Origin of the sequence: Chryseobacterium sp. CH25, from assembly GCF_004119455.1 — a bacterium.
Taxonomy (GTDB): Bacteria; Bacteroidota; Bacteroidia; order Flavobacteriales; family Weeksellaceae; genus Chryseobacterium.
In genome coordinates this window covers 62,672-80,411 of record NZ_NRQT01000011.1, presented here as the reverse complement: position 1 = coordinate 80,411, position 17,740 = coordinate 62,672, and the positions used below count along the sequence as shown (strand labels likewise).

General features: G+C 33.9%; 19 protein-coding genes. 16 read left to right on the top strand and 3 right to left on the bottom strand.

Annotation, left to right across the window (positions count from 1 at the left end):
* The first annotated feature begins 1 nt into the window (after nucleotide 1).
* The 16 genes from BOQ64_RS19940 (at nucleotide 2) to BOQ64_RS19865 (ending at nucleotide 14,871) form a co-directional block, all read left to right on the top strand.
* Nucleotides 2-1,039, top strand: coding sequence for a polysaccharide biosynthesis protein (locus tag BOQ64_RS19940; RefSeq protein WP_129055007.1), 1,038 nt, complete (start codon nucleotides 2-4; stop codon nucleotides 1,037-1,039).
* 21 nt (nucleotides 1,040-1,060) lie between these two features.
* Nucleotides 1,061-1,474: a WxcM-like domain-containing protein gene (locus tag BOQ64_RS19935; protein ID WP_129055009.1), complete on the top strand. Its 414-nt coding sequence runs from the start codon at nucleotides 1,061-1,063 to the stop codon at nucleotides 1,472-1,474.
* Nucleotides 1,471-2,589 carry an NAD-dependent epimerase/dehydratase family protein gene (locus tag BOQ64_RS19930; RefSeq protein WP_129055011.1) on the top strand — a complete coding sequence of 373 codons (1,119 nt, stop codon included), beginning with the start codon at nucleotides 1,471-1,473 and terminating at the stop codon, nucleotides 2,587-2,589. Before BOQ64_RS19935 ends, BOQ64_RS19930 begins: the two co-directional genes overlap by 4 nt.
* A 15-nt stretch (nucleotides 2,590-2,604) precedes the next feature.
* Nucleotides 2,605-3,744, top strand: a complete 1,140-nt coding sequence (wecB, locus tag BOQ64_RS19925) for a non-hydrolyzing UDP-N-acetylglucosamine 2-epimerase (RefSeq protein ID WP_129055013.1) — start codon at nucleotides 2,605-2,607, stop codon at nucleotides 3,742-3,744.
* 6 nt (nucleotides 3,745-3,750) lie between these two features.
* Nucleotides 3,751-4,947 carry a glycosyltransferase family 4 protein gene (locus tag BOQ64_RS19920; RefSeq protein ID WP_129055015.1) on the top strand — a complete coding sequence of 399 codons (1,197 nt, stop codon included), beginning with the start codon at nucleotides 3,751-3,753 and terminating at the stop codon, nucleotides 4,945-4,947.
* Complete coding sequence (locus BOQ64_RS19915; RefSeq protein ID WP_129055017.1) at nucleotides 4,947-5,585, top strand: sugar transferase; 639 nt, start codon at nucleotides 4,947-4,949, stop codon at nucleotides 5,583-5,585. The genes BOQ64_RS19920 and BOQ64_RS19915 overlap by 1 nt, the downstream gene beginning before the upstream one ends.
* Nucleotides 5,586-5,589: 4 nt before the next feature.
* The gene (locus BOQ64_RS19910; protein ID WP_129055019.1) at nucleotides 5,590-6,150 is read left to right on the top strand and encodes a GNAT family N-acetyltransferase; all 561 of its coding nucleotides are present in this window, start codon (nucleotides 5,590-5,592) and stop codon (nucleotides 6,148-6,150) included.
* 2 nt (nucleotides 6,151-6,152) lie between these two features.
* Nucleotides 6,153-7,166 carry a hypothetical protein gene (locus BOQ64_RS19905; protein WP_129059809.1) on the top strand — a complete coding sequence of 338 codons (1,014 nt, stop codon included), beginning with the start codon at nucleotides 6,153-6,155 and terminating at the stop codon, nucleotides 7,164-7,166.
* Nucleotides 7,159-8,184 carry a GNAT family N-acetyltransferase gene (locus BOQ64_RS19900; RefSeq protein WP_129055023.1) on the top strand — a complete coding sequence of 342 codons (1,026 nt, stop codon included), beginning with the start codon at nucleotides 7,159-7,161 and terminating at the stop codon, nucleotides 8,182-8,184. The genes BOQ64_RS19905 and BOQ64_RS19900 overlap by 8 nt, the downstream gene beginning before the upstream one ends.
* Nucleotides 8,185-8,190: 6 nt before the next feature.
* On the top strand, nucleotides 8,191-9,327 hold the full coding sequence (locus BOQ64_RS19895) for a DegT/DnrJ/EryC1/StrS family aminotransferase (RefSeq protein ID WP_129055025.1): 1,137 nt from the start codon (nucleotides 8,191-8,193) through the stop codon (nucleotides 9,325-9,327).
* A gap of 15 nt (nucleotides 9,328-9,342) precedes the next feature.
* Nucleotides 9,343-9,912, top strand: a complete 570-nt coding sequence (locus BOQ64_RS19890; protein WP_129055027.1) for a sugar transferase — start codon at nucleotides 9,343-9,345, stop codon at nucleotides 9,910-9,912.
* A gap of 26 nt (nucleotides 9,913-9,938) precedes the next feature.
* Nucleotides 9,939-10,484 (top strand): dTDP-4-dehydrorhamnose 3,5-epimerase, encoded by a 546-nt coding sequence (gene rfbC, locus BOQ64_RS19885; RefSeq protein WP_129055029.1) that lies wholly within the window; start codon nucleotides 9,939-9,941, stop codon nucleotides 10,482-10,484.
* A 96-nt stretch (nucleotides 10,485-10,580) separates the two neighbouring features.
* The gene (gene rimO / locus BOQ64_RS19880; protein WP_129059807.1) at nucleotides 10,581-11,882 is read left to right on the top strand and encodes a 30S ribosomal protein S12 methylthiotransferase RimO; all 1,302 of its coding nucleotides are present in this window, start codon (nucleotides 10,581-10,583) and stop codon (nucleotides 11,880-11,882) included.
* A 383-nt stretch (nucleotides 11,883-12,265) separates the two neighbouring features.
* The gene (locus BOQ64_RS19875) at nucleotides 12,266-12,919 is read left to right on the top strand and encodes a hypothetical protein (RefSeq protein WP_129055031.1); all 654 of its coding nucleotides are present in this window, start codon (nucleotides 12,266-12,268) and stop codon (nucleotides 12,917-12,919) included.
* Nucleotides 12,920-12,946: 27 nt separating this feature from the next.
* Nucleotides 12,947-13,702, top strand: a complete 756-nt coding sequence (locus BOQ64_RS19870; protein WP_129055033.1) for a hypothetical protein — start codon at nucleotides 12,947-12,949, stop codon at nucleotides 13,700-13,702.
* Between the two features lie 797 nt (nucleotides 13,703-14,499).
* A complete protein-coding gene (locus tag BOQ64_RS19865; RefSeq protein WP_027374598.1) occupies nucleotides 14,500-14,871 on the top strand; it encodes a septal ring lytic transglycosylase RlpA family protein in 372 nt (123 codons plus the stop codon).
* 69 nt (nucleotides 14,872-14,940) lie between these two features.
* Here the strand turns inward: BOQ64_RS19865 and BOQ64_RS19860 are convergent, their stop codons facing one another.
* The 3 genes from BOQ64_RS19860 to BOQ64_RS19850 all read right to left on the bottom strand — a co-directional run bounded on the left by BOQ64_RS19860 (nucleotide 14,941) and on the right by BOQ64_RS19850 (nucleotide 17,651).
* Nucleotides 14,941-15,705 (bottom strand): exodeoxyribonuclease III, encoded by a 765-nt coding sequence (locus BOQ64_RS19860; RefSeq protein ID WP_129055035.1) that lies wholly within the window; start codon nucleotides 15,703-15,705, stop codon nucleotides 14,941-14,943.
* Entirely contained in the window at nucleotides 15,705-15,995 is a 291-nt protein-coding gene (locus BOQ64_RS19855) for a YciI family protein (protein WP_129055037.1), read from the bottom strand. The genes BOQ64_RS19860 and BOQ64_RS19855 overlap by 1 nt, the downstream gene beginning before the upstream one ends.
* Nucleotides 15,996-16,106: 111 nt before the next feature.
* Complete coding sequence (locus BOQ64_RS19850) at nucleotides 16,107-17,651, bottom strand: bifunctional response regulator/alkaline phosphatase family protein (protein ID WP_129055039.1); 1,545 nt, start codon at nucleotides 17,649-17,651, stop codon at nucleotides 16,107-16,109.
* Between the last annotated feature and the right edge of the window lie 89 nt (nucleotides 17,652-17,740).

Sequence of the window (17,740 nt, the reverse complement as noted above, 5' to 3'; positions counted from 1 at the left end):
CATGCAACAGATAAAAGATAAAATATTATTAATTACGGGTGGAACAGGTTCTTTTGGAACAGCTGTTCTGAACCGTTTTTTACAGACAGACCATTTTAAAGAAATTCGTATTTTTTCCCGTGATGAGAAGAAACAGGATGACATGCGAAACCTTTATAAAAATGATAAAATTAAATACTACATTGGTGATGTGCGCGATTACAGTTCTGTAGAGCCTGCAACACGTGGTGTAGATTATATTTTTCATGCTGCTGCTTTAAAACAAGTTCCTTCATGTGAATTTTTCCCAATGCAAGCGGTAAAAACCAATGTAGAAGGTACCCAAAATGTAATTCGCGCAGCGGCAGCTAATAAAGTTCAGAAAGTAATCTGTCTTTCAACAGACAAGGCTGCTTATCCAATCAATGCAATGGGAATCTCTAAAGCAATGATGGAAAAAGTTGCGGTTGCCGAGGCCAGAAACCTTACTGATACTGTGGTTTGCTTAACACGTTACGGTAATGTAATGGCATCGAGAGGGTCTGTTATTCCTTTGTTTTTAAATCAAATTCAGAAAGGACAGCCTATTACTATTACAGATCCTAATATGTCCAGATTCTTTATGTCATTGGAAGATGCTGTTGATTTGGTTTTGTTTGCTTTTGAAAACGGAAATCCGGGAGATTTATTTGTAAACAAAGCACCTGCAGGAAGTATAGGAGATTTAGCTCAGGCGTTAATCGAAATGACCGGAAAAGAAGTTCCTGTTAAAATTATAGGAACCCGTCATGGTGAAAAATTATACGAAACACTTTGTACCCGTGAAGAAATGATTAAAGCAGAAGATATGGGAGACTTCTATCGTGTTCCTGCTGACAATCGTGATCTGAACTATGCTAAGTATTTTTCAGAAGGAGAAGAAGATGTTTCCAAAATAGAAGATTATCATTCTCATAATACAGAACAGCAGGGAGTTGAAGGTCTTAAAAAACTGATTTCTAAACTGCCTCTTATCCGAAAAGAAGTTTTTGGAGAAGACGTTATGCAGTATCCGTATTAATTGAGTTCAAAATAAAGAATTATGATTCTAGCCGGTAAAAGACATGAAGATGAGAGAGGAATTATCACTTTTAATAATGAATTTGATGCTTCCGTAGTTAAACGGATCTATACTATAGAGAATCATTCTACTGAGTTTATAAGAGGCTGGCAGGGCCATAAAATAGAGCAGCGTTGGTTTGCTTGTATGAAAGGTGAATTTGAAATTTCAGTTGTTCAGATTGATGATTTTGCTCAGCCTTCAAAAGATTTAACGATTACGAAATACCAATTAAACTGCGAATTTTTAACTTATCTGCATATTCCGGCAGGTTATATAACCGCCATTCAAGCAAAAAAAGAAGAAAGTAAATTATTGGTTTTGGCAGATTATGCTTTGGGTGAAATCCAGGACGAATACCGATTCCCTTTAGATTACTTTAAAAAACAATTATGAAAAAAGTAGGAATTACTGGACAAAAAGGTTTCGTTGGAAGCCATTTATATAATACTTTAGGATTATTTCCGGAAGAGTTTGAACGCGTTGATTTTCAAAAAGAATTCTTTGAAGATAATACTAAACTGGATGAGTTCACCCAAAAATGTGATGTAATTGTGCATCTGGCAGCAATGAATCGTCATGATTCTGAGCAGGTGATTTATGAGACAAACGTAGCTTTGTCCAATCAGTTGGTAGCATCATTAAAAAGAACTGGTTCTAAAGCTCATGTTTTAATTTCATCATCTACACAGGAAGAACGTGATAATCTGTATGGAAAATCAAAACGTGAAGGCCGTGAAGCCATTGCAAACTGGGCAGATGAAAATAATGGAAAAGTAACAGGTTTAATTATTCCAAATGTTTTTGGAGCTTTTGGAAAACCTTTTTATAATTCATTTATTGCTACTTTCTGTTACCAGCTAACACATGGTGAAATACCAACTATTGCGAACGACGGTGAAGTTAAACTGATTTATGTCCAGGAATTGGTCATGAAAATTATTGAAGAAATCCGCTCAGAAAAAAGTAATCCTGCATTATTTGTAGAGCCAACTTCAACGAAAAAAGTTTCAGAGGTTCTCGCTTTATTGAATGATTATAAAACAAAATATTTTGATGGCGGAGAAATCCCGGTTCTGAAGGATACATTTGAGCACAATCTGTTCAATACGTATCGTTCTTATATGGACTATAAAACACATTTCCCTGTTAAATTTACACAACATACTGACCCAAGAGGAGCGTTTGTTGAAGTAATCCGTTTAGGAATAGGGGGGCAGTGTTCTTTCTCAACCACAGTTCCAGATATTACAAGAGGAAATCACTACCATACCCGTAAAATTGAAAGGTTTGCTGTTATTAAAGGGAAAGCTTTAATTCAATTAAGAAAAATTGATACCGATGAAGTTTTAGATTTTTATTTAGATGGATCAGAGCCTGCTTACGTAGATATGCCAATTTGGTACACTCATAATATCAAAAACACCGGAAACGAAGATTTGTATACTATTTTCTGGATTGATGAGCCCTTCAACCCTGAAGATGCAGATACCTATTTTGAAACGGTTTAATAGTTAAACATAAAAATGAAAAAACTAAAAGTAATGACGGTCGTTGGGACCCGTCCAGAAATTATTAGATTATCAAGAGTATTATCAGCTTTGGACGCATCCGAAGCTGTTGAACATATTATCGTCCACACAGGACAAAACTATGATTACGAACTGAACCAGATTTTCTTTGAAGATTTAGGTCTTCGTAAACCTGACTTTTTTTTAGAAGCTGCCGGTAAGACAGCAACTGAAACGGTTGGAAATATTTTAATTAAAATAGATCCGCTTTTAGAAGAGCTAAAGCCAGATGCCTTCCTTGTTTTAGGAGATACTAATTCTTGTCTTTGTGCTATTCCGGCTAAAAAAAGACATATTCCGATCTTCCATATGGAGGCAGGAAACAGATGCTTTGACCAAAGAGTTCCGGAAGAAACCAACCGTAAAATTGTAGATCATACAGCAGATATCAATCTTACTTACTCTGATATTGCCCGTGAATATCTTTTGAGAGAAGGTCTTCCAGCAGACAGAATTATCAAAACAGGTTCGCCGATGTTTGAAGTTTTAAATCATTATTTACCTGAAATTAAAGCTTCTGATGTTTTACAAAAATTAAATCTTGAAAAGGATAAATTCTTTGTAGTATCGTCACACCGTGAAGAGAATATCAATTCTGAAAAGAATTTCCGAGGATTAATGACCTCTCTTAATGCTATTGCAGAGAAATATAAATATCCAATTATTGTTTCTACACACCCAAGAACACAAAATATGATTAACAAGATGCAGATTGAAATGCGTCCTGAAATTCAGTTTTTAAAACCACTTGGATTCCACGATTATAATGCACTGCAAATGAACGCTTATGCATGTCTTTCAGATTCAGGAACAATTTCTGAAGAATCATCCATCTTAAATTTCAGAGCTTTAAATATCCGTCAGGCCCATGAGCGTCCTGAAGCAATGGAAGAAGCTTCTGTGATGATGGTAGGTTTATCTCCGGAAAGAATTATGCAGGGATTAGTGCAGGTATTACAGCAGAAAGTAGGTGAAGAAAGAAATTTCAGACCGGTAGCAGATTATTCTATGCCGAATGTTTCAGAAAAAGTAGTAAGAATTATTATTTCTTACACAGATTATATCAAAAGAACAGTTTGGTCTGAAGAAATTTAAGAGAATATGAATGTTATTTTTCTCACGTTAGCCAGTATAGATTCAGTTGAAAAGCGGGGTATCTATCAGGATCTGTTGCGGAAGTTCAGAAATGAAGGTCACGACGTTACCATTGTTACACCTGTGGAAAGACGTCAGAAAATTTCTACGAATTTTAAGCTGAAAGAAGGCGTTTCCATACTTCAGGTGAAAACATTCAATATCCAAAAAACAAATATCGTTGAAAAAGGTATCGGTACTTTGGCCATTGAGTTTCAGTTTTTGTCAGCTATTAAAAAATATCTGGGCCATAAAAAGTTTGATCTGGTACTGTATTCAACACCACCTATTACGTTTGCAAAAGTAATCGAGTTTATAAAAAAGCGTGATAATGCCTATAGTTATCTGTTATTGAAAGATATATTTCCTCAAAATGCAGTAGATATGGCGATGTTGAAAGAAGGCGGTCTTATTCATAAACAGTTTGTAAAGAAAGAAAAAAAGCTTTACCAGATATCTGATACTATAGGATGTATGTCTCCGGCAAATGTCAATTTCGTATTAAAACACAATCCGGAAGTAGATCCGCAAAAAGTAGAAGTAAACCCGAATACCATTGAACCTATCAGGTTCAGTTATTCAGATGATGAGAAAAAATCAATTCGTGAAAAATATAATATTCCTGCAAACAGGAAAGTATTTGTTTACGGTGGAAATTTGGGAAAACCCCAAGGGTTGGATTTTCTTTTAGAAACCATAGAAGCAACAATCAATGAAGAGGCTTTTTTCCTGATTGTTGGCGGAGGGACAGAATTTGTAAGAACAAAAGAATGGTTTGATGCAAAACAACCTGCAAATGCCAAACTTTTACAGAGCCTTCCAAAAGAAGATTATGACAGAATGTTGGCAGCATGTGATATAGGGTTGATATTCTTGGATAAAAGATTTTTAATTCCTAATTTTCCTTCAAGGTTATTATCTTATTTGGAAATGAAGATGCCTGTGTTGGTAGCAACTGATCCAAATACAGATATTGGTGATATTGTAGAAGAGAACAGATGTGGGTATAAAGTATTGGCAGGAGACCAGAAATCTATGCAGAATTGTTTAAACAGACTGTTAAGTGAAGACCTTTCTGTTTTAGGAAACAATGCCGAAAAACTCCTTCTTAATAAATATACCGTTGATAAATCTTATTTTTTGATAAATAGCAAATTAAAATAATGTATAAAAATTTTTTCAAACGTTTTATCGATTTTTTTGCTGCGTTAATTGGATTAATACTGCTTTCTCCAATTTTTATAATTGTTACTGTCGGCTTATATATTGCCAATGAAGGTAAGCCTTTCTTTTTTCAACTGAGGCCGGGAATGAATGAGCGCATCTTTAAGATCATAAAATTCAAAACAATGAATGATAAAAAGGATGCAAACGGTGATTTATTACAGGATGCAGACCGGTTAACAGGAATTGGCGGATTTGTGAGAAAAACATCTTTGGATGAAATTCCACAATTAATCAATGTTCTGAAAGGAGATATGGCGTTAATAGGTCCAAGACCTTTATTACCAGAGTATTTAGGATTATACAACGATCATCATAAAAGAAGACATGAGGTTAGACCTGGGATTACAGGATTGGCACAGGTTAAAGGGCGTAATCAGATGAAATTCTCAGAGCGATTTAATAATGATGTTTATTACGTGGATCACGTATCGTTAAAATTAGATTTAGAAATCATATTAATGACTGTAAAGTCGGTGCTTTTTAAGTCTTCAACAATTGTTCATGGTCAAACGGTGGATGAAGTTGATGACTTAGGAATAAGTAAAAACCTTAGTAAGAATAATTTTAAAAAATAGCAATATGAATATTATAGGTCACAAAGTTGTTTTAAGAGCAATAGAAGAAAGAGATTTAGAATTACTTCATAAATGGTCTAACGACCCCGAGATTAATTATAAGCTTGGTGGATGGCATTTTCCTTCTAGTATGCAGGACCAGCAGAAATGGTTTGGCAACTTTAACCTTAATTCCAATAATCAGCGTTTCGCAATCGAGACGGAAGAATTTGGATTAATAGGTATGGTAAATATTGTTGATATTAACTGGAAAGACAGACGTGCATCTACCGGAATGTTATTGGGAGACAAAGATATGAGAGGTAAGGGATATGGTATTGATACTGTCATGACTATGAACAGATATGCTTTCGAAGAACTTGGTTTAATGAGACTTGATACCACTATTATTGCTAATAATGAACCTTCATTAGGCGTTTATACCAAAAAATGTGGGTGGATTGTTGAAGGAACTAAAAAGAATGCTTATTTCAGAAAAAACCAATGGTGGGATGAGCTGATAGTAGGAATAACCAGAGATGATTATTTTGATCTGATAAAACTAAACAATTATTGGCAAAAATAAATATGTATAAAGAATTTGGCTCCGGCTTCCATTATATACATTCTCAAAAGAAGAGTGAAAATTTTTTTGAAAATAATGATAATTACCATCTGTATTTTTCCGGAAGGGTAGCCCTGTATAACTTACTTAAATTCGGGATAAAGAAATATAACTGGACTAAAGTAGGTTTTCCCAGTTATTATTGCCATGAGGTAGTTAACTTTTTTACTGATCTGGATATTGAGATTTTGTATTATGACTATAATCCGGAGGCAAATAATAAAATAGTTTGGGAAGATGATCCCCAAAGTGTAATTGTGAATGTTTTGTATTTTGGGCAAATTAAAGCCGATGTAACACATTTACATAATACAACGATCATTGATGATCTTACACATGATTTAGGAGCTTTCAATACATCAACTGCAGATTATTCTTTTGCATCTCTTCGTAAACAGCTGCCACTGGGAATAGGTGGAATGTGTAAATATAAAGATGGTGAAAACATTGATACTGATCCTGAGTATACCGCTTTGGCTGAAAAAACATATCTGAAAGTTGTATCAGCCATGTTTTTGAAAGAAGAATATTTACTCAATAATTTAGAAAACAACGATTTATATAGAAGGTATTACCTGGAAGCTGAAGATACTTTTAAAGAACCTCTTACTGATTCACTCATGCCAGCACAGGCAGAATTAACGCTCTCAACTTTTCCGGTTGAAGAGATGTTGGAAAAAACGGGTGATAATATTGATCTGGGAGCTGGCTTAATTAAAAAATCAAGTAACTTTGAAATTATTCCGAGCAATTTCTGTTTATTATTATTGTTTAAAAATTCTGATATCAGAAATCAGCTCAGACAGTTCTTAATTGAAAATAAAATTTTTCCGGCTGTATTGTGGCCTAATCAGCGTAATAGTAAAGATCAGGATCTTGAGTCCAGAGTCTTAAATATACATATGGATTTTAGATACTCCGGGCAGGAAATAGAGTATATAGCAAATAAAATAAATAGTTTTTTTGACAATGTATAAATTTGAAGTTATAGATAAACTGCAACCTGAATGGAATCAAATTGTAAAAGCATCCTCTGCTTATGATTTCCACCATACTGCATTCTATCATACAATAGATAATAGTTTTGATAGCAAATTATTTGTAGCATATGAAGATGATGTATTTGTAGCATTACCATTAGTAATAAGACCTATTGAAGAAACAGGCTTTTATGACTGTACCTCTGTATATGGTTATGCAGGGCCTATTTCTAACAGAAAAGGCTTTAATTTTAGTTCAGATTTTAAAGCGTTTTTTAAAAAGGAATTTGATAAATACTGTATAGAAAATTCAATTGTCTGTGCATTTTCAAGATTACATCCATTAATTGAACAGGATTCTTTTTTTGAAGATTTTGGAAAAATAATTAATGTTAACAAAACAATTTCAATAGATCTGACTCTCCCAATTGAGCAACAACGGGCATTATATGGGAAATCAAATAAGTCACAGATCAATCAGTTGCGAAGAAATGGATTCACAGTTGTAGAAGCCGAAACCAATGAAGATCTTGATGCTTTTGTTGAAATTTATTATGAAACCATGCAAAGAGTCAATGCTCTGCCAAGTTATTTTTTCACGAAAGAATATTTCCATTCCTTCCTTAATAATAGTGATTTTGACAGTAAACTGCTTTTAGCCAAACATGAAGGCAAAATAGTAGCAGGCGGTATTTTTACGATGACCAATAATATTATGCAGTATCATTTATCGGGTACTACAGGAGAATATCTTCGAAATACCCCAATGAAGTTACTTTTGGATGAAGCAAGACTATTAGGAAATGAGCACAAAATGGATGCTTTACACTTAGGTGGTGGAGCTGGAGGTAGTGATGAAGACTCTCTCTTCTTATTTAAAGCCAGCTTTTCAAAGACACAATGTATGTTTAAGGTTTGGCAATATATTATTGATTCAGAAACTTATAATAAACTTTCTGAATCAGTTTCAGATAAAAATAGTGGGTTCTTCCCTTTATATAGAAGTAAAAATTAAAAACAGATGAAAGACAAAATATGGTTATCCTCACCCCATATGGGAGGAACAGAATTAAAATATATTCACGAAGCATTTGAAGCAAACTGGGTGGCACCACTTGGCCCAAATGTAAATGGTTTTGAAGAAGATTTAGAAAAGTTTTTAAAAGCAGATGTAAAAGTAGCTGCTTTATCAGCGGGAACTGCAGCCATTCATTTGGCTTTAATTGAATTAGGTGTGGGATATGGAGATGAAGTTATTTGTCAGTCTATGACATTCTCTGCAACAGCCAACCCTATTGCATATCAGGGAGCAACTCCCGTTTTTATTGATTCTGAAGCCGAAACATGGAACCTTTGTCCAAAGGCACTGGAAGAAGCAATCCAGGACAGAATTGCAAAAGAGAAAACACCTAAAGCTATTTTAGCTGTTCATTTGTACGGAATGCCTTATAAAGTGGACGAAATTTCTGCCATTGCTGAAAAATACAACATTCCTGTAATTGAAGATGCAGCTGAAGCACTTGGCTCAACCTACAAAGGAAAAGCTGCCGGAACTTTCGGCCGTTTCGGAGTGTTATCATTCAATGGGAATAAAATTATTACAACTTCCGGTGGTGGAGCATTAGTTTGCAGATCTCAGGAAGATAAAGATAAAGCTGTTTTCCTATCCACTCAGGCAAGAGATAATGCACCTCATTATCAGCATTCACATATTGGTTATAATTACAGAATGTCTAATATTACTGCAGGTATTGGACGTGGTCAGATGGAAGTTCTGCCAAGTCGTGTTGAAGCGCGTAGAGCAATGCACAAATTTTACATAGATTTATTTGCAGATATAGACGGAGTAACGGTTTTTTCTGAACCCAACGCAGATTACTACTCTAATCACTGGCTGTCAGCGATCGTTGTAGACCCTGTAATCACGGGAAAAACTCGTGAAGAACTACGTTTAGCGTTCCTGGAAGATAATATTGAATCCAGACCTTTATGGAAACCAATGCACCTTCAGCCTGTTTTTGCTGATGCACCTTATTATGGAGGAAAAGTAGCAGAAGAATTATTTGATAACGGATTATGCTTACCTTCAGGTTCTAATTTGTCTGATGAAGACAGAGAAAGAATATCAACTGTAATAAAAGCATTCTTCGGATCTTAACTTTTTGAAAATAAAATGAATCAGTATAAATATTGGAAAATTATTTTTGATCTTATCCTTGCGATAATTCTGACTGTTTTTCTGATGCCGCTACTGATTATTTTATTTATCATTGCAAGCCTGGATACTTCTTCCAACGGAATTTTCTTTCAAAAAAGAATCGGACAGTACGGAAAAGATTTTGTTATTTTTAAGTTCAAAACGATTCATGAGAAGAATAGAAACTGCTCAAAAATAGGAAGAATACTTCGGAAATTTAAATTGGATGAGCTTCCTCAGTTAGTCAATATTCTTAAAGGTGATATGAGTTTTGTTGGGCCGAGACCAGATATTGAAGGATATTATGATAAACTTGAAGGTATTGACAGAAAGGTGCTGGAATTAAAGCCCGGACTAACCTGTAAAGCCAGTATTGTCTACAGAAATGAAGAAAGTATCCTCAAGACACAGAAAGATCCGCTGAAGTATAATGATGAGGTATTATTTCCACATAAAGTAAAGATGAATCTTGCATATCTGGAACAGCTATCCTTCAAAAATGATATCAGGATTTTATTCAGTACTTTGCTAATTATTTTTAAATAAAAATTATATAGAATTTTTCAATTGTTATGAAAATTAAAGAAACTCCACTTAAAGATTGTTATATCATAGAACCTACTATTTTTGAAGACGATAGAGGGTATTTTTTTGAAAAGTTCAACGAAAAGAAATTTGAAGAGCTTACAGGAATGAATGGGCATTTTGTTCAGGATAATGTTTCCAAATCTTCATATGGTGTATTAAGAGGACTTCATCTTCAAAAAGGTGAAGATGCTCAGGCCAAACTGGTATCATGTCTGGAAGGAAGTGTATGGGATGTAGCCGTTGACCTTAGAGAAGATTCTCCAACTTTTGGGCAGTGGTTCGGAATTGAACTTTCTGCAGAAAACAAATTGCAGCTTTATGTACCAAGAGGCTTTGGCCACGGTTTTTCTGTCTTAAGTACTCATGCCGTATTCTCATATAAATGTGATAATTTTTATAATAAAGAATCAGAAGGAAGTGTGAAATTTAATGATTCTGATCTTAATATAGATTGGAAGATTGATGAAAAAGATGCCGTCCTTTCAGAAAAAGACCAGAATGCCCCTGGCTTTAAAGAAAAAAACTTTTAAAGTATACTATTGAAAACCACTTTTTTAAAGTGGTTTTTATTTTTGTAATCTTTACTCTTTAATATTTTGTATCTTTGCAGACTCAAAATCAAAAAGATGCGTACAAAATCGGTAGGGAAGAAAAAAATTAATGTAGTAACACTTGGATGTTCCAAGAATGTATATGACTCTGAAGTATTAATGAGCCAACTGAAAGCCAATGGTAAAGAAGTGGTTCATGAAGACCGTGGAGATATTGTTGTTATTAACACCTGCGGATTTATTGATAATGCTAAAGAAGAGTCTATCAATACCATTTTAGATTATGTAGAGGCTAAAAACAGAGGAGAAGTAGAAAAAGTATTCGTTACAGGCTGCCTTTCCGAAAGATATAAGCCGGATTTGGTTAAAGAAATTCCGGATGTAGATCAGTATTTCGGTACAAGAGATCTTCCGGTACTTTTAAAGCATCTTGGTGCAGACTACAAGCATGAATTGGTAGGAGAGAGATTAACAACGACTCCTAAACATTATGCATACCTTAAAATTTCAGAAGGATGTGACAGACCTTGTTCTTTCTGTGCTATTCCTCTGATGAGAGGTGGCCACGTTTCCACTCCTATTGAAAAGTTGGTTTCTGAAGCTCAGAAGCTGGCTAAAAAAGGAACCAAAGAATTAATTCTTATAGCTCAGGATCTTACTTATTATGGTCTTGATATTTATAAAAAACGTGCATTAGGAGATTTACTGAAAGAATTGGTAAAAGTGGAAGGAGTAGAGTGGATCCGTCTTCATTATGCTTTCCCAAGCGGGTTCCCTGAGGATGTTTTGGATATTATCCGTGAAGAACCTAAAGTTTGTAATTATATAGATATTCCTCTTCAGCACATCAATTCTGATCTGTTGAAATCAATGAAAAGAGGAACTACCCACGAAAAAACCGATGCTCTTTTAGGGAAATTCAGAGAAAAAGTGCCTGATATGGCAATCAGAACAACCCTGATTGTAGGATATCCGGGAGAAACAGAAGAAAGATTCCAGGAGCTTAAAGACTGGGTAAAAGAACAGAAATTTGACAGATTAGGTTGCTTTACCTACTCTCATGAGGAAAATACCGGTGCTTACGTATTGGAAGATGATATTCCACAGGAGGTAAAAGAGGCTAGAGTAGAAGAGATCATGGAAGTACAGTCTCAGATTTCATGGGAAAAGAATCAGGAAAAAGTAGGAAAAGTATTCAGATGTATCTTTGACCGTAAAGAAGGAAACTACTTTATCGGAAGAACAGAATATGATTCTCCGGATGTAGATAATACCGTTTTGGTATCCGCTGAAGATACTTATATTTCCATTGGAGAATTCGCAGATGTGAAAATTACTTCAGCAGAAGAATTCGACTTATATGGTGAATTAATATAAAAATATAAAACATTATTAATCAGAACAAAAAGTTTTTAATTTCAAAGACTCGAAAGATGAAATATTGTTCAATTTTAACATAAATAATTTTATATTATTTTTTTAAATTACTGATTTTTAATATTTTAATTGTTTGTGTGTTAAGATTTTTTAATTTTCTATTATAAATTATGAAAATTAGAAAATTATGTCTTAAATTTGCGGCATAAGCAATGTTTTTAAATCATATGCTATCAATTAGTTATTTATTAAAATTAGGCTTAAAATTCGAAAAATATGTTTTTTTATTTATTTTAGCCTTAGGATAATAATCGCAAGTTGAGATACGTTTTCCTTTTGGAAATTTTGATGAAAAATAATGTAATTAAAATCTTTAAAAACTTATGAAAAAATTTTTATTAACAGCAACTATGCTGGTTGCCTTTACGGCTCTTTCCAAGGCTCAGCAGGGGAGAGTGGGGATTAACACGACCACACCTGCCGCAACTCTAGATGTAGTAGCTAATGCTGCTGATGCTTCTAGACCTGATGCCCTATTGATCCCTCGTCTAACAAGAGCAGAACTTGAAACTAAAAACACAGCTTATGCCGATGGTAACGCAACAGCATCAAGTGCTCAAAATGGAGCTTTAGTGTTTGTAACAGGATTAGGAGGTAATGGTACAGGTAAAACAGTAAACGTTACAGCTCCAGGATTCTATTATTATGATGGTACTAACGGTAACAACGTTTGGAAAACCTTAGGTGGCAGCGGAGTAGCTAAAGTACCTAGTATTAGAACTTCTGCTACCGGAACAGATTTGTCAGCAAATGACCTAGATGGCTATGTTTACATTTCTACTAATGCAGATTTATCTTCAATTCCAGTAAGTGCAGCTACAAAAGGTAGAACAATTACACTTGTTAAAGTTGGTGGACCCAATCCACTTACAGTTAATGGAATGAGTGCGAATTCTGTAAATTCTCTTGGTCAGAATGGTAGAGGATTAGCTTTTATATATGATGGTGCAGCTTGGCAATCATATTCTGCACAATAATTAATAATTCTTATACACATTTACATCATGAATAAAAAATTTTTACTTATCGTTGCCGCAACATTGGTAATGTCCCAATATTCTAAGGCTCAATTAAGAACTAACGGTTTTGCTAGTGGTAACATTAGTGGAGAATCCGCTTTTATGGATGCTTCAGGTGCAACAAACGGGTTTAGTGACGATGCTAATACTAAAAATGGAAAAGGTTTAGTTTTTCCAAGAACTAACTTAACTAACTTCACATTTGCTTCATCATCAGGAGACGAAGATAACTTCCCTACTGCTTATGACGGTATGATTGTTTATAACACAGGAACAGGTAATACTCCTGCAACAGGTTCAGGGATTGGTACCCAAGCTGTTACTCCTGGGTTTTACTATTTTTCAAACCCAACTGCAGGACCTTCTTCAGGTAACTTCTCACCAACAACTGGTAGATGGGTAGCAATTGGAGCTTCTCCAAAAGTAACTATCGGAACAGCTGAAACAACAACTAATACAATTGTTAATGTGAGCCCAGGTGTTGATAAGCAGGTTTATGCAATCAAAGGGACTTTTTCAGCAAATGGAACTTCTACAGCAGTTAATATTCCGGCACCAACTGGTATGACAACAATGTATGCCATTACTATTTACAAGTCAGGTTCAGGAGTAGTTTACGATAGAAGCTTATATTCTTATAATGTTGTAACTACTGCAGGAAATGCAATTACAGGTTCTCCTAGCATGTCTGTAGTATATCCTAATGGAACATACGATTATGTATTGGAATACTTAAAATAAAATAATTTTTATTTAATTACATATTAAAACCAACGATTTAATCGTTGGTTTTTTGTTTATATATATTATAGTAGTCATTTATAATGAAAGATAAGCTGTTAATTGGGCTTTTTAGTATTTAATTACCTTCTAATTTAATCCAGATGAATGAGCTACTAAGGAATAAGCATTTTTAAGGTTTAAAATCAAAGTAAAAGAATAGGCTTGAAGATCAGACAACTTATATTGATAGAAAATGATAATAGTAAATAGTCTATATTTTTTATTGAAATGCTTTTTAATCTGATTCTTAACTCCTATTTTTGAAAGATAATTACAAAGAGAAAACGATCTTTAAGATAAATATGACATGAAAATATGATAAGATTTGAAATAATAATCCAATAAATATAAATTCTATCATTATTATTGGTGTTAAAATATTTCTAAAAGACTTGATTATATTGCCTTAGAGCTATTCTGATAGCTATTTTACTCTATATCAACTCTTAACATTTTCAGCTTTTCAAATGTACATTTTATGGATATAATCAATATTTTTAATTTTCACAAGTGTCTGAAAATTAACTATTTGTAATATTTGTTTTTTGAAATTATGCATAAATTAGTTAATTAAATTAACATTTAACTTATTTTTTTAACACTTTTTAACAGTGGTCTTTAAAATCCCTATTCATAGGGGCTTACAAGGTTGATTAACATATAATTTGGTTTTTATTAACAGTTTTTAACAATTGGAATAGGGAGATAAAAGGATTCCTGATACTTTTGCCCTGTCAAACAATAAAAATTTCAAAATGATGAAAAGATTCATTCTCGTAATCATAATGATGATTTCAACTTTAGGTATTTATTCATTTACGAATAATGCCTTAGATGCGAAAAAAACAAGTTATGCATCGTACTACCACGATAAATTTAACGGTAGAAAAACTGCTAGCGGAGAAATCTTTGATAATTCAAAGTTTACAGCAGCAAACAGAACGCTTCCTTTTGGAACAAACGTTAAGGTTACTAACCTTAAGAATGGTAAAGAAGTAATAGTGAGGATTAATGATAGAGGCCCTTTCCATTCATCAAGATCTTTAGATATGTCTAAAGCTGCGTTCGATGAGATCGGAGATATCAGTCATGGTACCATTCCGGTTGAATATGAAATTGTCGATTAATCTTATGATTTAAATTAAAAAAAGCCAGCTGATTTCAGCTGGCTTTTGTGTTGATAGATATAAGGATTATTATATATCCAATTCCAATAGGGCAGGGCAGTGGTCTGAGTGAACAGCCTCTTTTAAAATAACAGCTCGGGAAAGCTTATCCTTTAAGCTATAAGAGGCAAAGTTATAATCCAATCTCCAGCCTTTATTTCTTTCCCTTGAATTTTGTCTGTAGCTCCACCATGTATAATTATCAGGCTCATTATTAAAAAACCTGAAACTGTCAATGAGTTCACATTCATTGATGAAATCAGTCATCCATTCTCTTTCCATAGGAAGAAATCCCGAGACATTCTTTAAGCCAACAGGATTATGAATATCGATCGCTTCGTGGCAGATATTAAAGTCTCCGGATATAATAAGGTTAGGAATCTCTTTTTTTAGATTTTTGATGTATTCCAGGAAATCATGGCAGAACTGCATTTTGAAATCCAGTCTCTCAATATTTGAGGCAGAAGGAACGTATACTGAAATTGCAGAAAATCCATCAAAATCAGCACGGATAATTCTTCCTTCATTATCATAACTTTCGATACCACAACCATACTCTACATGATTAGGTTTGATTTTTGACGCAATTCCGACCCCGCTATAACCTTTTCTCACTGCCGAATGCCAATAACTGTGGTATCCTAATTTTTCAAGACTTTCGATGTCTATCTGATCGTTTCCGGCTTTGCTCTCCTGAATACAGATAATATCCGGATCAGCAGTCTTCAGCCAACCTAAAAAATCTTTGGTAAAAGCTGCTCTTATTCCATTAACATTGTATGTAATTAATCTCATTAGTCTTCTATAAATATTTTAAAGTTCTCGTTGTATTTCGTTGGGATAAATTCAGTAATGTCATAATCTGCTATCTGATGAATATGAAAAGGATCTTCTTTAATGATATATTCCAATTTATTTTTAGATGAAGCTTTACAGATAATAACACCTCCGGTTCTTGGTTCTTTTCTTCCAGAAGCTATAAAAAGCCCTGCATTATAATATTTTTGAAGAAATGAATTATGTTCAGGAATATGTTGCTCTACATTTTCAATAGGCACCTTATACGTAAGAGAAATAATGAACATGTTTTTATTTTTTACGAAGATATGAACTCTTGCAGACTATAAAAAAAGAAGCGGGAAAAATCAATTGATTTTCCCGCTTTAGACCCAAAATTAAATAAACTATGAAAAAAACTACTTGGGTTCTAAAATGCTGATAGGAATAATACATTCCTCCAATGAGATTCCACCATGTTGGTAGGTTTCTTTATAGTAATTTACAAAATGATTGTAATTCTTTGGATAAGCAAGGAATATATTGTTTTTAGCAAATATATATTTTGAGCTTAGGTTTCCTTTTGGAAGGAAAAGTTTTTCCGGGTTGGTAATTGCCCAAACATCGCTGTCATCATACGTTAAGCTTTTACCTGTTTTGTATCGTATGTTGGTAGAGGTTTCTCTGTCACCTACCACTTTACTTGGTTTTTTAACGTAAACGGTTCCATGATCCGTTGTAATGACTAATTTATACCCGTTTTCAGCAGCTGTTTTAATGATTTTCAACAGCGAAGAGTTTTCAAACCAGTTAAGCGTAAGAGAACGGAACGTTTTATCATCACGGATAAGCTGATCTACAATGTGATTATCTGTCTTAGCGTGAGAAAGAATATCAATGAAATTATAAACAATCACTAACAGGTCATTGTTTTTATGCTGATTGAAATCATCATAAATCTTTCTTTCAAAATCTGCATTCAATACTTTCAGGTACTTCATGGATTTTGATCCGAGACCGATTCTCTTCATCTGATCTTCCAGGAAGTCACGTTCAAATTCATTTTTATTTCCTTCCTCGTTATCGTTAAACCATTTATCAGGGAAACGCTTTTCAATCTCTGATGGCATTAAACCTGCAAAGAAAGAGTTTCTTGCATATTGTGTAGCGGTTGGAAGGATACTGTAATAATAATCTTCCGAAATTTTATTGTAATACTTTGTAAATAATGGCTCAATCACTTTCCATTGGTCGTAACGAAGGTTGTCAACCATTAATAAAAGTACTTTGTCTTTTTCTACCTCAGGCTTTACCTTCTCTTTGAAAAGGGTGTGGCTCATCAGAGGCTTGTCTGAATCAATAAGCCAGTCAGCATAATTTTTTTCAATAAATTTAGCGAACTGAATATTAGCCTCTTCTTTCTGTGACTGCAGAAGATCTGCAAATTCATTATCTGCAACCTTATCAAACTTAATCTCCCAGCTTAGGATTTTTTTATAATATTCTGCCCAATCCTGGTAAGTTCTCAAATAAGAAAGCTCCATAGACAGGTTTCTGAATTCCTGCTGATATTGTAAAATAGTTTTTTGTTCTACAAGATTATCCTGCTGAAGATTCTTTTTTAAGGAAAGTAATATCTGATTAGGATTTACAGGCTTCAGGATGTAATCTGCAATTTGGGAACCGATTGCCTCTTCCATGATGTGTTCCTCTTCACTTTTGGTTACCATTACTATTTTTAAGGAATTATCTTTTTCCTTAATCATAGGAATTGCTTCCAGCCCTGAAATTCCGGGCATATTTTCATCAATGAGTGTTAGGGCAAATTTCTCTGAATCCATAAGTTCCAAAGCCTCATTTACATTGTTAACAGGCGTTACCTGATAACCTTTCTTTTCTAAAAATACGATATGAGGTTTAAGTAAATCTATTTCATCATCGATCCATAATATCTTTTCTGACATAATTTATTTTTTACATGGTTATTGTATCAAAATGTTGACCAAATCCTTTTAAATTCTCACAAAATCGAGAGTTTAAAAGTTAAATATTA